Origin of the sequence: Aeoliella straminimaris (assembly GCF_024054565.1) — a bacterium.
Classification (GTDB): Bacteria; Planctomycetota; Planctomycetia; order Pirellulales; family Lacipirellulaceae; genus Aeoliella; species Aeoliella straminimaris.
In genome coordinates this window covers 179943-196815 of sequence record NZ_JAMXLR010000003.1, presented here as the reverse complement: position 1 = coordinate 196815, position 16873 = coordinate 179943, and the positions used below count along the sequence as shown (strand labels likewise).

9 protein-coding genes and 1 pseudogene are annotated in these 16873 nt (G+C 56.1%); 2 read left to right on the top strand and 8 right to left on the bottom strand.

The features are described 5' to 3' along the window. Nucleotides 1-457: 457 nt before the first annotated feature. Complete coding sequence (locus tag NG895_RS00755) at nucleotides 458-4138, top strand: Ig-like domain-containing protein (protein ID WP_252850524.1); 3681 nt, start codon at nucleotides 458-460, stop codon at nucleotides 4136-4138. A 762-nt stretch (nucleotides 4139-4900) separates the two neighbouring features. Here the strand turns inward: NG895_RS00755 and NG895_RS00750 are convergent. From NG895_RS00750 to NG895_RS00730, 6 genes and pseudogenes are all read right to left on the bottom strand, one after another. Beyond that, nucleotides 4901-5287: a hypothetical protein gene (locus NG895_RS00750; RefSeq protein WP_252850523.1), complete on the bottom strand. Its 387-nt coding sequence runs from the start codon at nucleotides 5285-5287 to the stop codon at nucleotides 4901-4903. Between the two features lie 104 nt (nucleotides 5288-5391). Continuing rightward, nucleotides 5392-6273 (bottom strand): IS701 family transposase, encoded by an 882-nt coding sequence (locus tag NG895_RS00745; RefSeq protein WP_252850522.1) that lies wholly within the window; start codon nucleotides 6271-6273, stop codon nucleotides 5392-5394. Nucleotides 6274-6403: 130 nt separating this feature from the next. Then, on the bottom strand, nucleotides 6404-7459 hold the full coding sequence (locus NG895_RS00740) for a hypothetical protein (protein WP_252850521.1): 1056 nt from the start codon (nucleotides 7457-7459) through the stop codon (nucleotides 6404-6406). Next, nucleotides 7456-7902, bottom strand: a complete 447-nt coding sequence (locus NG895_RS00735; protein ID WP_252850520.1) for a hypothetical protein — start codon at nucleotides 7900-7902, stop codon at nucleotides 7456-7458. The genes NG895_RS00740 and NG895_RS00735 overlap by 4 nt, the downstream gene beginning before the upstream one ends. A 177-nt stretch (nucleotides 7903-8079) precedes the next feature. Continuing rightward, nucleotides 8080-8280: pseudogene (locus NG895_RS30750) on the bottom strand (RHS repeat-associated core domain-containing protein); the annotation flags it as partial. A 192-nt stretch (nucleotides 8281-8472) separates the two neighbouring features. Then, nucleotides 8473-13509, bottom strand: coding sequence for a lamin tail domain-containing protein (locus NG895_RS00730; RefSeq protein ID WP_252850519.1), 5037 nt, complete (start codon nucleotides 13507-13509; stop codon nucleotides 8473-8475). Nucleotides 13510-14185: 676 nt separating this feature from the next. Between NG895_RS00730 and NG895_RS00725 the strand changes: the two genes are divergently transcribed. Next, a complete protein-coding gene (locus tag NG895_RS00725; protein ID WP_252850518.1) occupies nucleotides 14186-14329 on the top strand; it encodes a hypothetical protein in 144 nt (47 codons plus the stop codon). A gap of 161 nt (nucleotides 14330-14490) precedes the next feature. Here the strand turns inward: NG895_RS00725 and NG895_RS00720 are convergent, their stop codons facing one another. Together NG895_RS00720 and NG895_RS00715 are read right to left on the bottom strand one after the other, a co-directional pair. Then, nucleotides 14491-15681, bottom strand: a complete 1191-nt coding sequence (locus NG895_RS00720) for a Gfo/Idh/MocA family protein (RefSeq protein ID WP_252850517.1) — start codon at nucleotides 15679-15681, stop codon at nucleotides 14491-14493. Between the two features lie 35 nt (nucleotides 15682-15716). Beyond that, nucleotides 15717-16481 (bottom strand): phytanoyl-CoA dioxygenase family protein, encoded by a 765-nt coding sequence (locus NG895_RS00715; protein ID WP_252850516.1) that lies wholly within the window; start codon nucleotides 16479-16481, stop codon nucleotides 15717-15719. Nucleotides 16482-16873 lie beyond the last annotated feature (392 nt).

The window sequence follows — 16873 nt, the reverse complement described above, 5'->3', positions numbered from 1 at the left end:
CCTTATCGGTTTGGAGCAACCGACGCACCGGGTGCGGAAGAGGTTCGCGAGGACGACGGATAACACCACACGCAGCGGCGCGGCGGTGGATGTATTTACAGGAGGCAACAGAGGACGCGAACTAAGAAGTCGCGTGACCCTTAACCCAATCACGCGACCGTCCATCAGCAAGGCGGGCTACCGCATGCTTTGAGGTTTGTTAGTTGGACGGCGGCAAACCCACCTGTTACAGTGGTGGACTGCAGCAGAGGGGGGGGCTGGGGGCGACGCGGGCTTGATGCTGCTTTTCTGCTTTCTGAGCTTCACCATCACTTGTCTAAGGGGCGTACGGATGTTCAACAGGTCACGGCGTTTCTTCGGCCCACTTTCTGCGGCGACGGAATCAGGTCGTATCACCGCTAGTCACTGGATCGCTGATCGATGGCGCCATAGCGCATCGCCAAGCTCCGCAAAGCGATTGTCCGGCATCGAAGCCCTGGAGCCTCGCATGATGCTCGCGGCCACGATTCAGGAAGACTTCCGCGTGCCGAATGTGCTCAACGCGTTTTTTGCTCTTCAGGATTCGCCCGATCTGCTGGCGGCCAACTACTTCGATGCGGAGACCAACCCACCGCTGATCGGCTTGCCTGGCGGCAATGCACCTACCGAACCTCGCAATGGCGACGGGCCGGAACCCCCGGGCCCGGGCGAGAACACGTCCGACGAGCACTACCAGGGCATCGCGCGTTCGTTTGGTGTCGGCACTCCGTATCTTTACCAATCGGGGTCGGGCTCCGTACTCGAGAATCCAGACGACTATCCCGACGAGGAGAAGTCGCCCGAGCCGCGAGGCAACGTCGTAGTCATGAAAATCGATTCGGCCGCCGATGATGGCGAACGACTGGGCGGAAATCGATTTACCGAGCGTACCGACAATGCACTCGATCCTCCGTTCGGCAATCCCCCGCCCGAAGACCGCGTGGTCAACAACGTATTCTTCGAAGACTATGGCCACGTGGGCGGCCTCGACACGTCCGGACAGATACTGGCCGTCTCGCTGGAACGTGCACTCGACGAGAATTACCAGCCCACCGACGATATCACCAAACCGCACGGCGTGATTCGCTTCTACGACATCTCGAATCCCGTGTCCCCGCAACTCATCCCCAATGTAGAAGTGATTGCGCCCTACCTTTCCAATTCGTTCGACGGCTCTCAGGGCGAGGCGGGCGTCGTGGCTTTGACCAAAATGGACGACGGCACCTTCCTGCTCGCCCTGTCTGCCAAGAACAACATTGATGTCGTGTTTTATCGTTCGAATCTCACCGACTTCAATGCGCCTGGCTTCAACTTTGGGCCGCTGCAGCAGGAGTACTTCGACCCTGGTCAACTGGTTCCGACCCCTTACATGACCACTCGTCCTTTCGCCTTCTTGAGCACCACTAACATCGACGGTCGCGAGGGTGAGATTGGACCAGCGGATGCACCGTGGCCCGTAAATTACATTGAGAGCACATCGGGCAATAGCGTGCCGAGTTCGCACCAGAGTTTCAATTTTATCACGCAGACCAACGGCGATTTGTACCTGATCGGGTCGCGAAACGATTGTGGTGGCGGTCCGGGCATTATCTGCCCTATCGGCGACGACCCGGACGACTACATCGATCTCTATCGCGTCTCGGTGACGCCCAGCGGGGGCGACTCACAGCTAGGCAGCATCTCCCTCACCCTGCATGGAACGAAGGAGGTAGAGCTCGAGGAGGGGCATTTCGCCCACGTCGGAGGCAGCCACGTTTCGCCCACCGGCGAGCTGCTGTACTATTCGGGCGAGGGTTACAATCATGAAGACAGTGAAGCCAATCGCCTCAACATAGGCGAGTTTCGATCGAAAACCGTGATGATCGGCAACGAGCCCATCCGCGGCATCGTGGCCAGCACGTACCAGGGGGTGTTCACCAAAACCGCTCGCGCAGGAGCCGGACGGTTTCTCGAAGCCGGTAACCTGACGCTCATCGAGGATGGGGCGGAGACGATCCTGCAGGTTGCGGCTGGCGTGCCGGTGCGATTCGATGCCAGCGTGCTGCAAGCGTTTGTCGAGTTTTACGACGAGCCCTCGGCCCGCACCAATCAGTTGATGGTCGAAATCGATGACCGCAGCGAGATTGGCGTCCTCTGGAATTTCTCGAAGGCCAACGACACCGGTAACTCCGAGTTCAACGACGACGCCGAAGAGGTAAGCTACTGGCTGCCTCGCGGCACCATCGCCCGGCTGTACGAAGACAACGTGGCCGACACCGCCAGCGACAAGATCGGTACCCTGGCCGCTCCCAGCCTGTTTTCGCCCGGTGCCGACGATTCGGTACTCAGACAGGACATCGATCCCGACGTCCGCGACGAAGTCACCGCGATGCAGTTCATTCGTGCCGGGCAGCCCAATGTGCCAGGCGGCTTCGACTTCCCAGGCTTTGAGACGCTGACCACGGTCAATCCTCGCTTCGAGTGGAGCAGCGTCCTCACCAGCGGCAGCACGAGTACCCTCGACCAACTGCTACCTGCCACCACGCTGGACGATCAAAGCTTCTCGGTGGCTTTCGATACCGAGGGCCGCCAGGTGATCACGCTGCGTTACCTGCCCGCCGGTGGCCTGATTAACGATACCTCGACCGCAACACTGCTCGCCGCCGGCTACCCGGCACTGCCAGGCGGGCCGACTGTGCCATCGGACTGGGCCGAACTGACAATCACCGTCGAGGTGCAGGGCGCGGTGAACACCAACCCGGTATTCACCACGCCAAGCAGTGTCAGCATTCTCGAGAACGAAACCTTCGTCACCACGGTGAACGCCGTGGATAACGATGTACCGGCGCAGACGGTCACCTACGAACTCGACGATGATTCGGACTCCGCCTTCTTCAACCTCACGCCCGATGGCCAGCTCTTGTTCAACTCGCCGCCCGACTACGAGTTGCCCACCGATAAAGGTAAGGACAACATCTACGACATCCGAATCTTCGCCAGTGACGGCAACGGCGGCAGCAGTTCCTTGAATTTGGGCGTCGAGGTCATCGACATTGTCAAAGCGGCGGACGACACCGCCGTGACCGACGAGGATACCCCCGTGGTGATCGACGTGCTGGCCAACGACTTCGAAATGGGGGGCACGCTCAGTGTCTCCCAGGTTGGCAACGCCATGCATGGCGGTGTGGTGATCAACGCCAACAACACCATTACGTACCAGCCGGGCGCCGGCTTCAGTGGCGAGGACCACTTTAACTACACGGTCAAGAGCACCAACGGAGCGATCGACAGCCGGCAGGTCACGGTGACCGTCAATCCGGTGAACGAGGACCCGACCACGTCGAACGACTTTGCCAACACGGTGGAAGATTTTTCCGTCGAAATCGACGTGCTGGCCAACGACTCGGATCCCGATGGCGACAAACTTGTGGTGACTTCCGTATCGCTGCCGGAGTTCGGCCTGGCGCTGATCAATCCCGACGGCACGATCACTTACATCCCGAACCGCGATTTCGATGGCAGCGACAGCTTCACCTACCTGGCCAGCGATGGCAATGGTGGCAGCACCAGTGCAACCGTCTTCGTCGAGGTGAGCCCCGTACTCGACGGCGATTACAACGAAGATGGAGTAGTGAACATCGCCGACTACGTCGTCTGGCGGAACACGTTGGGCGCGGCAGGCGAGCCCTTTGCGGGAGCGGATGGCGATGGTAGCGGGCTGGTCGATGCGGAGGACTACGTAGTTTGGAAGAACCACTTTGGTCAGACGGCGGCGCCCCCCATCGCGGCCTCGCTGTCTGCCCGTGTCGCGTCCGAACCCACGACCGCTGGTTCGCCAAGTGCCGAATCTCCAGCACCGGGCGATTCCTCTCAAGCCGCGCCAACTGCGGGTGGCCTCAGCTTAAACGGTCTGGACTCCGCCAAGCGGGAGAAGTCGGATGACCCCGGCATGGCAGTCACCACCCCGAGCAGCACTTCTCCCTCCGACGCCGGACTCCTGCTGCTATGGCAGCAGGCGGATGACGACCTGGACGACGACTACGGGCCATCGGATCTCAGCACGCTCGACGAAGCGTTCGCCGCCGAGAACCTGTCCACGGAGATGGATTCGATGCAGGCACGTCTTGGAAGTGACTTGTAGTCAGCTCGACCCTGGAGCAACCGATACCTGCGGGCCGGACAAGATTCGCGCGCAGCGAACCTATTACACCGTCCTCCCCGAACACAACCCTCTTCGTGAAAATGCGCGCATGAGCGCAGAGACTCAAGTTATTGAGAGCAAGGGACCTACCGATTCGGAGTCCCTTTGGGTCTATTCTGATCGAAGTATAGGCTTCCCTGAAAAACTAGTTCTGGTTAACAGAGAGTGCGAGTTCCACACGCTCGCGCGCAAGAATCACAGCCAATCTGCGCGCTGGTCGGCAAGGGCCACAAACATCGGCCTCGCATGCGAGTCTTGGTGGCCAGACGCCGCATGAGGTCTACCATCGCTTGCGCCCGGCGAACCGTCGCCCGCGACTGGAGTTGCGTCGGCGTTGGCCACGGGGTTCTCCTTGTGCCAAGCCGCAGACGCTGGAGGCGGGGCAGCCCGGGGGAACGTTTTCAGTTGACTGTCCACTTCCACGAAGGCCAGCGGCATCTGCCGGTTGTTTCTCTGAAGCGCGCCGCGCAACTGCGTGCCGCCAAATGCAAACTGTGCTACCGCTGCGCGCCGATGTCGTGATCTTGCTCATATCTCACGTAGCGACAGTTAAGTTATGGCTTTGATCCGCTTGTTGTCCACGGACTTTCCGGTTATCAACTTGCGTATCTCGATGTACAAACCACTGAACTAAATATCGCTGGCCTAGTACTTCGACTGTTTTAGATATTCCTTCTCTCGAAACACAATGCTGCTAATCGTTTATGCTGCATCCAGTGATAGAACTTGGCAAGCTGGTTTCTCTGAAGACGTCGCTTTCGTTCCCGGGCGAGGCGTGCCGGTTGGTGGCAGGCGCATTCGTCGTGGAGAATCATGGCGATTCCCTCTCGGATTTGAGGGATGGTAATGGCCGGGGTCCATTTTTTTCCCCCGTCGTGCTTCACACACGATAAACCAGGTTGCGACGAGCGAAAGCGTTTGATGATGATGCCAGCCCTTCCAGTTGCGAACTTCGTAGTCGGCCAAGCCGGCCTCGCTCTTGCTGCGCTGAAAACACTCCTCGATACGATGTGCCGCCTTCGCCACCCTCGCAAATTCTTTCAACGGCGTCTCTGGACTCGCATTCGACAAATAGTAATCGTGCTCCACGGCGCCGTCCTCGCTTGTGCGACGAACAACCACCAGCGTTTCCGGTGGAGCTTCTCGACGCTGATCAGTGCGAGGCGCGACACGGCGTTTGACAATGTCGACGCTCAGCGGACCTTTTTTCCAGCACGAACCTCGATCTGTGTCCAGTCGCTGTCCAAAAGAACCTCACGCCAGGTCTGAACTTGTTGCCACGGACGCTTGGGGGGATGGCCCTTTCCCGAATACGTCGGGGGACCGGTATCGAGATCTCGAATCAGTGTATTGGAAGGAATCGCCAGCAAGTACGACTCGCCCAACTCCTGCAAATCTCGGCGAAAATGGTAAGGACGGCCCATCTCGTCGTCGCCGGCAATCCATTGGTGAGGCAGCAGCGTTCCTTTCTCGGCAAGCATCTGCAAACACAACGCATGGCGACTACGATAGCGAATCTCCTTCGGCACCCCCGCCTTCTGTCGTCGAGCTTTGTCTTTGGCCCAATCTTTGGGAAGATACAGCCGCATATCCACCAAAGCGTGCTCTTGGCTCGAGGCATATCCCATGTAAACGCCAATCTGGCAGTTGTCGATCTTGCCCAGTCGTCCCGACCATTGTCGCTGTACCCCGACCGATGCGTTTCCCTTTTTAGGAAACGAAGAGGGGTCGAACACAATGACACCGTCCGCTTCGCCCAGGTGCTCTCCCACTTGCCGGGCGAGTTCTTCCCGCAGCGGAGCGTCGTCCCAGTTGGCGAAGCCGATAAAGCGTTGCAAGCCGATACGCACCTGGTCGTGCCGATAAGCGATCGACTCGACGTTCTTTCGCTTCACGTCCGAGAGCAATCCGTGGACATAAGTCGAAGCATGCTCCACCTGCTCAGATCGCACCAAGTGACAGGTAAACGGCTCCATAAATCGTTCCAAACGCTCGATTACATCCCGAAAAACGGCCGGAGCGACCTCACACTCAGCCAACAATTCATCCCTTCGCACTTCGAAACGACGTTCCATCGTCAATCTCCTTCCATGGAAGTTCGATCACCGGAAGGAGTGATACCAGAACGGGTTATGGCGATGCAATACAAGTAAAACAGTCGAAGTACAGAGTGAACTGTATATCGCTGGTCCAGTACAGGGATAGTCAAGCGCCACCGAGGTACTGGTTGAGAACGTATGATAAAATCGCTGGAGATAAACCAATGCTTCCACGCTTGTGAGCCTCCCGCACTCTATCTAGGGTGTTTAAATCTGGTATCTCCTCGAATGCTGCATCTATCTGAGTTGTGACCAGATGCTTCAGCTGAGATTGGACAGGCAACACGAGCATGTCGTTTACTGATAGGCCCAGCAACTCGCAGTACTTAGGCTGCACAAGGAACATGAATTCAAATCCATTGGGCAGCGGTAGCAAGAACCCGTAACGCCGCAAGTCTTCAGTTCGCTGGTATGTACGCACTGTGACATCATTGAGCACCACCTCTCCGTACGGCTCTGGAATACTCCGGATCCTGCTCAAGTCAAACTCGAATGGAACACAGCTGAAGGCGGCCTTAGGATCGTACTTCTCAAATATATTGGCGTCACGGACGATTGCCGCAATCAGGGCTGGTTCAACATTGCCGCCAGGATGTCTTTTTGCATGGAAACACTGAGTGCCGTCGACACATGGCGTGTACGATGTTAGTAAGTCGAGCGTTTCGGCCGAGGGTTCAAACTCCTGGGCCAACTCTGAGCCGATCTGATTGAACCAATACAATCCGAACAATGCTTTTGCTGAAAATGGCACTCCTAGTGAATAGCGATCCTCTTCCCATTTTAGCGAGTCGGTTGTATCGATAAATGAGTAGGGACTTTTGAGAACCTGACCAAGTTTGACGAACGATTTGTCCAGTGCACTCAGCTCGTTCTGTTCAACGCGAAGGTGAGCAGTAAGATACGGGTGCGTCGCCTTCCGACCATACGCCCAAGTGGCGTGATAGGTTGCGCGAGGTCCGATAAGCTCCACGGTAGCTCCCGATACTGTAGCAGTGAAATCTAGAACATCTTTTGTGAGGGGAGTAATTGTTGAGTCGGGCAGGCGCAGCGTGGTCGGGGCTAAATTACGACAACCGGCGAAAACGTTGATCACGCCATCAAGTAATTTGCCAACGGGTTCTGAGGCGACGACGAATGCATACAAGGCAGTGAATTTACTCATGCAATGGCAATCCCTCCACCAATCGGAATAATTGCGGGGCTTTGCTGACTTCTCGCGGACGAATACGCTGCCGCAGAGCGAGCGAGAGCTCTTGCCGACGCAAACGCTGGTTGTAAAGTCCCCTGATTTAGAAAGCGAAGAAGAGCCGGATTTCGAAAGAGTTCCCGGACGGCAACTACACTGGTAAGCACGGCCAACCGTGTCTGCAATTGTATCTTTTCAGTGTACAACACTAAACCGCCAAAGTTGTAGAATACTGCTGGTTTAGGGACGAAGATCAGGTTGGTCGATGGTATCCACTCGTAGCCCGGAAAATACCCATACGGGAAGAGCGAGGCCGAGTACATCAGGAGTTGAACGGGCCCAGCCTGCAAACCATACTCGGTCAGCGGTTTGATCTCCAGAAACTTACGATCGACATGATTTAAAATGTCCGGCTTCAATCGAGGGTTAAGCCCAACTCGAGCCCATCGACCAAAGGTGCAAGCTGCCCGCGTCCTGCCGGAAGGAAGTACCACTGTCCCGGCACAAGCGGTTGGGTGGTCCAGGGCATAGACCGCCGCAGTTTCTCGCTCAACAGGTCGCCAGTAACGCTCCGCGAACGTTCGCAACCCACTTGGATCTACTTGGCTCACTGGATCGCCGTGCGTATACAAATACTTGTGGTACGACTGCGGGTCGGACACCACGCCTGCAAAGGGATCGAGCCGATTGAATCGCCCGGTGGCTGGGTCGTAGAACCGAGCCCGCAAACGCTGGAGGCGGGGCAGCCGGGGGATCGGTTTCGGTTGACTGTCCAGTTCCACGAGGGTCAGCGGCATCTGCCGGTTGTTTGTCTGGAACGCGCCGCGCAAGTGCGTGCCGTCAAATGCAATCTGTGCTACCGCTGCGCGCCGATGTCGCGATCTTGGTCATATCTCACGTAGCGACAGTTCGATGGTGGATTTGATCCTCTTGTCGTCCACAGACTCATTCGGTTTGAATTTGCGATCTCCGATGTATAAAGGAATGAACTAAAGATCGCTGGACCAGTCTTCGGGTTGGAACAGGGCAAATGCTGAGAACTCATCTTCAGTAAGATGGACCGCATGATCAGGTGCAAACTCCCCAAATGCAGTTTCGAAGGCATCTACTGCAAACTTATCATCCGTCAACAGTAACAACAGTTGAGAATCGTTGGCTGGCAGAGAAATTGCCAGGGCCTCGAAAGCTTTTTCGCTGCTGGTGTCGTCGCAGGGGGCGCTAGTTGAAAGAGCGACGGGCCAAGTCGGTGCAGGGGAGGAGCGATCGCTGGTGGCCACAGACCCGGATAAAACCGGCTGAGGGCTCGTAGTCGTGGAAACAATTGCCACTGCGGGTGGCACATAGGCTCCCAGGTTGTTGCGCCAAACGGTGTAGTCAGCAAGCATCACAACGCCATCGCCATTGCCGTCAGCCCGCAAGTCGGTAGTGGAACCAAACGACTCGCGCCACACCGAGTAGTCTAGCTGATCAACGACAAAGTCGGAGTTGTAGTCGCCCATCAAATCGCTAGTTTCATCACCTCCAGGAGTGCCGTGCAACGTGCGTGAGGCTCGCCAATTGAGGCCGTCGTTGTAATCGCCATCCGTATCAACGACCACCAGCGAAGGCCCCATGCCGTCAGGCGAAGTGGGCCAGGCCTCTTCGCCCAGATCGTCGCCATCTTCATAGGCAAAGGACTGAATGATTGCTGCTTCGCGATCTTCTAGCAATACCGTCTCACCACCATTACTCAAGCGACCAGACCACTGCCCAAGAACGCGCACTGAGGTCCCGTATCGGAACTCGAACGCCGATTGGTTCTCAACTACCACGGCCCGTTCCCCAGGCGCCAAGACGGTGGGGTCGTGAAAGGCAAACTCCACGGCAGTAGTCAATTCGACATGCTGTAGTTCGATGGGTTCGGCCGACGTATTAAGAAGTTCGACAAACTCGAACTCTTCGTTGTCGGTAAACCCGGCGGCGATTTCGGCGGCGCTCGGCGCCAAGGGGTTGTAGTGCAACTCGGTGACACGGAGGTTTGACGAGTTGGCAGGAGTCTCTACGGTAAAGGTAGTTGCGTTGATCGCAGACCATTCTCCCTGATCAAGTGCCCGGGTGCGAATTGTGGTTGCTGCCGTAAGATCGATTGGCTGGCCGGTGTATTGGATGGCCGAGCCGCTGATCGCTCCACCGATTTCTCGTGGGTCCGATCCGTCCAGTGTGTAGTAGATTGTGCCTGATGGGGCAGAAAGGACCACGTCGAACCCACTCGGTACCTGTCCACCGTGTTGGTTGTATGTGGGAGCATCGGTATCTGGATACAGATTGAAATCCCGAAATTCCTGCAAGACGATGTCCGAACGCTGCGGCAGGTAGGTGTTAAGTATCCAATCGCGCTCAGTGGTCCACTCCGCAAGCGTAAGCGGCGTACTGTGCTTTGTATCTCCCCAGCGCGCCGACTCGCCAACGATTGCGCGCTCGACGTGATCTGCGAGCTGCTGGTAACGCTGAACCAAATTATCGGGCGTCAATGCACCATCGTTGAAGAAAGCCCGATGAATTCGATCGGCGAACAAAATGCGGTACTCTTCGTTTGTTTGCAGATTGCTATGCGGTTGCCCAGCGTTTCTACTACCGGTGAAATCCTGGTCGAGCGTGGTGGCATCAAGTGGAGATCGGCCCCGGTTATTTCCGATGGTATTCTCGAAATCCCAGGTGAAGAACTCGAAACCAGTGGTAGTGGCCGGGTCGCGATTGCGTCCGGCCCAGAAGTTCTTAAAAGGCCAATCCCAGTTGCCGCCCCACACGTTCAGCATGATGTAGTCCACGTAGCTCTGCACGTTGAGCAGCGGCGCGATGGCGGGATCGCGGGTGCCGTCGAGATCTTTTCCCTGTAACTCCATGTAGTCAGTCAGCGACGAACCTGCCAGCGCCGTTTTGGCAAACATTGCATCCCACGCGACAAAATCACCGGCCTGGGCTTCTGCCACGTGGATTGCGTCCCAGTTGTCGGCATCGCCACCAAAGTAACTCGCCGCAAACTCGCTATCTGGGCGCTCGACCGGATTGTAGAGCCCCCAGTACACCCCGTTTATGTAGAGATGCACGAAGGTGCCGTGAGCACTGGGGCTACCAATCGCGCGTTGCAGGCTGCGTCCGAATTCGTCGCGGGTGTACTGCTCGGTATACTTCGCGGCATCCCACGTATATCCATCGTTGGCGCCCGCACGTAAGACAATGGTATTGAACTCGTCGACGGTTCCGGTATCACCGAAAAGCGGAAACTCGAGCTGGGAAGGTCCGTATTGGTTCTTGAACAGCAACCGGAAGGAATGCTTCTTCGTAGCACTGTGGCTGCGAAAATATCCGCCCTGAATCCGAAGACCCGCGTCCACCTGAAACCCCTGGCTGCCATCGGGATTGATCAGTTCGATGGAAGTAGCCCGCTCCCATGCAACGCCGCGTGAGGTGGAGTTAGTGTAGATACCATTGGTGCCAAACAAATCGTCGATATTTGTGACAATCGACATGGTGGGAATCGCCTGAAGGTCGTCCTTGATCGAAGCGGCGTAAACACCGCCGAACTCGTCTCCGCCGACCGAGTTGCCATTGTCGTCGAAAATGCCGATCACGTCGGGATCGAGTCCGTAGTCGGCGGAAGTGGATCCCCAGTTCGTCGGGAAACCGGCGTCGAGCGTGGCCTGGAAGTCCTGACTCACCACGTCGTCGACAAAAATGTAGGTTTGCGTGTCGACATTGGTTGGAAGATAGTCGGTCTTAAACGCCGCGGCACGAAGCACGGTAGTGTGGTCGATGCCCAGGGCCGTGGTGTATAGGATGCCGGTCGCTGGCGTGGGAACGTTGCCGTTGGTGGTGTAATAGATTTGGGCACCAGGCGTATCTGTGGTGATCTCAACCTGGAAGGGAGCATTGTAAAAGCCACGGTCGGCACTGAACGTAGTGTCCGAAACTTGGCCGGTCAGTCCCTTGTTGTTGGCACTTCCGGGGGTTGGCACGTCGAAGTAACTCAAGGTCTGAGTATTGGCTACGCCGTTCAATTGTGGGTTGATAAGGAGGTCGTTGTCGCTGGCCGATAGATTGAGGCCGTGAATGGCCAGCACATTCTGGCCATCTTGCAACAGATGGAGATAAGGCGTCACGTCAATGGTTTCGAATCCGACCGCGTCCAAATTGTTGCGTTCGGCTGTGGCAACGGAATCGAAACCGAGATTCGCCGGAGCATTGCGTTCGGCGATCTTTGTGCCGTTGAGATAAGCGACAAAACCATCGTCGTACTGCATGTTCAACAGCAATGCGTCGAGAGGGGTAGTGCTGTCGTAGGTAAAGGCCGTGCGCACGTAGACCCCTGCACCGACGCCAAACATCGCACTTTCCAGATCGGTCTGGAAAATCTGATCGTAGTTCACAATCTCGCGGCCCATGACCTGTACTTCGCCAAGCGAAAGCACGTCGGCTTCATCGAGATTGCCCCCTCCGGCTGTACCGGAGAGGTCGGGGTCGGGCGTGCGGGTAACGCGCACGGTTTGTCCAATGATGGGGCCGCCGCTGAGCGCGATAAAGTCGAGTTCGAGCGTCTCAGGCCCCGAACTGACGGAGCCTCCTCCCAGTACGTTCTCGGGGTTAAGCAGCGCGGACGTGAAGACAACCGTGGAAGTAGAGTCAAGCACTTCAACAGTAATGTCGCGTAGCCGTGACTGACAGCAGCCGTCGCGATTGTGGAGGATAACTTCTTCCAGTAGAAAGACATCGCCTAGATCGACCTGCCAGGTAGCGGGCAGGTCTAGTCCGGCAGCCGTGTGGGTGAAGTTAGTCGGGTCGCCATCAATGGCCAAGTCGGATCCGAAAGACCCAAGCTGCGAAGACTGCGAGGTAATTCCGTCGGGCGCAAGATTGGTTAGCTCGCTGCTACCGTCACCTTGGGTCGGATCATTCTCGTACCCGACGCCGAGAGTCGCAGCCAAGGTGACTTCGTTCGGAAACGGAGTGGTTAAGTTGGTATTTTGCGTGCCCTGTGTACCGCTCTCGACAAACACAAAGTCACTTGCATTGTCGTTATCTTGATTGCCTTCGCGGCGAATCTGGTAAACGCCATTGACGAGAGGCGTCCCGCCTCCCTCCCAGGGCAGGTCGTCGGCAGTCAAGTTAATACCGCCGATAGTAACGTCGAAGTTGCTCAAATCGGCACTGCTGTACCCCCAGGCGACAAAATCAACGACGTTGCCCGCGTCGTCCATCAGAATCGTCCACCCGGGATTGTCGTCGTCCCATTCGATGTTTCCCAGTCCGTCGGTATTGTCATCGGTCGTCAGCACTTGCCCCGCGGCAGTGTTGCCGGGGAGATTCCACAGGAACATCTCAACACTGTTAACGCCGCCGTCGGGGCCAGCAGGATCGTTGAACGCGACGGTCCAACCATTCGTGTCGATGCTTTGGTCGGTTACGTTTTGTACTTCGATCCAATCTGGGTTGTTTAATCCTAGCTCAGAGATCAGAACCGTAGATTTGGGGACAGTTACCTCAGAAGTCCACGCTGCGTCATCGAATGCAGATTCTGTCCACGTGGTTCCCAGTAAGTTGTCATTGGGAATCAAATAGCGCACCGGCGAACCAGATTGTACGAACGCGAAACTGTCTTGCCCAATTCCGTACGAGACGTCGGTTAGTTGGCCCGGGTACTCTGGAGAAAACTCGTAGACGACCTGCTCCGCGGCATCGGTTAACGCTAGATACCCGCCATCCACAGCGAGGCTAAAGCTAGTATGCAGATTCCCACCTGCGTCAACGTAGTCTTCTGTTGCCTGGCCTGAGGCGAAAACAACCAGGTATTCACCTGGATCGAGGACTGATTGCGGAAGGCTAGGAAACGTCCACTTGTCAAGCGCAGCATCGTTATCGGTGAGATGCCACCCGGCCAGATCGATAGCGGCGGCGCTCGGGTTATGGATTTCGATCCAATCAGGAAAATTTCCATCACCATCGGAGACTGCATCGTCGTTGCTCGCCATGAACTCAGTGATCAGCGGCATGCTAGATAGTACGTGCCGTGCCTCCAATCGCTCGACACTTAGCGACCGACTCTGGAACTGCTTTCTCCTCAGTGCCATGTTTCGTGTCATATCAAAAGCGTCCTAAGGAGTTGGTCGTGAATCCGTCGCAGGAAAGGCTGGTCGGCATTCCATCTCAGATTGCTTGGCCCACGACACCACACGATGCCGCTTGAATCGCATGCTTTGGAAGTTCCAGGTCTGCAGCAACATCAAAAGTAAATTCAAGCAATGTGATTTGCTAAGCTGTAACTAGTTGGTTGTAGGGCTTGCCTGTCGAGCTGTGCCTGCAGGCCGATATAGATAGCCACAGTACCCATTCTCAGTACCCATGTAACAAAGCATACTCGACCCAAGAAGCACTTAGCGACTCCGTTAGCGGAGTTTACGATAAAATGGGGAGCTTGTATTGAGAAGCAGAATCTACAATTCTACAATAATGAAGCGGGATTTGCTGAGAAAAGCAATCTCGCCTTCCTTCAGTCGCGATGTCAACAAGGGGTGATGGGAACAATCCTTTAGGTAAACCTCTTCTGCCCCATCGTTTCCATCGTGGTCCCCAAGTGTGACGCGGTGCGCGCTGATCCAGCCCCCTTAACTGAGACCATGCCGAGATGAATAATCACGGCGTCAGGACGTAACTTTGAGGAGGTCATTGATGGCACGAGGCAAGAAGTACAGCCCCGAGGAGATTATCCCCAAGCTTCGCGAAGCGGAGGTGCTGATGTCCCAAGGGACGACGCAGGAACTGGCGGCTAATCAGATTGGCGTCACGCCTACCTGTAAACAACACTCTTCGTGAAATCCTCTCTTTCTCTCTGAAGCCAAGTCGTTGCTGGGAATGGTGTTGGCGATTCGGAGTTGCGTTCGGTCGGGCGTCCAACGAAAGTAATCTGCTGCGGATTTGGTCATGGGAGGTTAACAGCGAAGTGCGGGCTTCTGTCTAGCAAGCGATAAATAACGCTATTGTTGTTGTTCAATGATCTCGAGCGACTGCTTGTGCTGCAGAATCCGCTTGATCGAGCCATCAGGCATCCGCTCTTCTTTAACCAAGTAATAATGCTCGTCGTATTCTTGGCGTTCGGCCAAGCGTGTAGCCGACTGTTGTCCACGCCAATCGGACAGATCGATTGGCTCCCACTGCTTCGACTTCAGCGAAGCGTAGGCTGCATCGATTATGGCATTTACAACGTAACCGTCGTAAAACGACTCGGTCGGTTTCCCGCCCGCGTCGATGGAATCGAGCATGTCGGTAAACATATTGGGGTAGCCCAGCGCCGCCACTTCGTCGCCTACTGGAAACAACCACCCCTGATTCGCTTCCGATTTTTCCGCGACGTATTGCGAAGTTGCTCCCGACATGTACATCTCGTATCCGGTTCGTAGCCAGTGATTAAGCCAGATGGTCCCCTCAGCCCCGCTAACTTCGTCGCGCAGATCCATTCCTCCACGGAATGTCCAGCTGACTTCGAACTGCCCGATGGCACCGGTTTCATACCGTACTACGCCGATGGCGTGGTCTTCGGTTTCGATCGGGTGCACTTGCGTATCGCCCCAGCACATGACTTCCATGGGGCGCACTTCTTTGCCAATAAACGATCTCGCAATCTCGATGCAGTGACATCCCAGATCGACGATCGCACCACCCCCCGCCAGTTCTTTGTTCCAAAACCATTCACTATGTGGACCGGAGTGGGCTTCGCGCGAGCGGACCCACAGAATTCGCCCCAGGTCACCCTGTTGAACCGAGGCGAGCGCACGCAGAGTCTTGGGCGTATAAACTAAGTCCTCCAAGTAGCCGTGAAATACGTTGGCTTGTTCAACCGCTTCGAGCATGCGCAGGGCTTCGGCTCGGTTCCGGCCAAGTGGCTTGGTACACAGCACCGCTTTACCTGCTTCCGCCGCTGCCACCACGGCCTGTTCATGAAGGTGATTTGGCAAGGCGACGATTACGACGTCGGTCTCCGGGTCACAAATCGCATCGGTCAGGTCATTCGTCGGTCGGGGAATTCTGTGCTTCGCGGCAAGCGACGCCGCCCGCTTGAGAGAGCGGGAATAGACTGTGCGGATCTCGTCGCGTCGGCGATGGCCATGAAGCGTTGCGGCGTACAGCGAACCGACTAGACCAGCTCCAAGTAGTGAGATATTACTCATTTGTTTGTGCGCTAGAACCTTCGGTTAGTTTGGAATCAGCACTTCAACAACGCGGCGCGGACACGATCGTCCGACCAAGTTTCTAGTGGAGCATAATTTGGGTGTCTGCCGTTCTGAATGAATGGATCGTTGTGCCGCGTGTTGTAGCAGCATATTAGCGACCATCGAGGATTGTCACTCGTATTCTTGTCGGAACGATGCAGGAGATTTCCATGGAAAAACAATGCGTCACCAGGCTGCATTTCGCAATACATCAGTTCGAGCCGCTTCAGAGCTGCTTCTACGTAAGCTGGATCGGCACCTTGTTGTTCTCCGGTGTTGGCATGATCGATACGGCCCATTAGGTGTGACCTTCTGAGCACTTGCAGGCAACCGTTGGCCTTCGTGGCTTGGTCAACAGCTATCAGGCAACTCGCCATGTCTGGGTACAGACAGCCAAACTGATACCAGTAACCGTAGTCTTGATGCCACTCCCAAGCGCCACCCACGCGAGGTTCCTTTAACATCAGCTTGTGATGGTAGTGATATATTTCGTCGCCCAGCAATTCTTGCATCCGCTGAGCGATCCGCTCGGAGCGTGCGACGGCAGCGTAGGGCGAGTCGTCGGGCAATTCGTTCTGCAGTGCAAGCCGTGTGTTACCTCCCGTCGCGTCCTTGCGGACGTAGGACTGAGCGAGCATTTGGTGATCGGCACGGGCAAACGCGAGCAATGCGGATATCTCATCGCCATCAAACAATTCGCGAACAATCAGAAACCCGTCGCGTGCGAAATCGGCACGTGAAATGTCAGAGAGAAACATACTTTCACTCGGTGCGCGGGAAGCCACCTACATGAGCCGCCAACTAGACTTGTCTCAAGCTTCAGGGAGGTGATAGGGGATCAGTACGTATCTGTCGGTAGTGAGTTGGTTTCTTCGCGATCAACGAACCGACCGAACTTGGTGATCTGACCCGGCGATAGAACAGGCGTAACGCCGAATCGTCGATCAACTTCAGTTTAGCCAGTTCTTGGGACCGCGGCCACCTATCGACGGGCGACTCCAAGGGGTGCCGAAACACTCGAGAAATCTTGTTGCACCTTGGTTGCGAAGCGTTACCTTGTACCTCTGCAAGCCGTGCAATAAGTAACAAGGAATGGGGATCACAGCGATGGCGACAGCGTTAGAAGCGACAGTCTAACGGTACAGTCTTT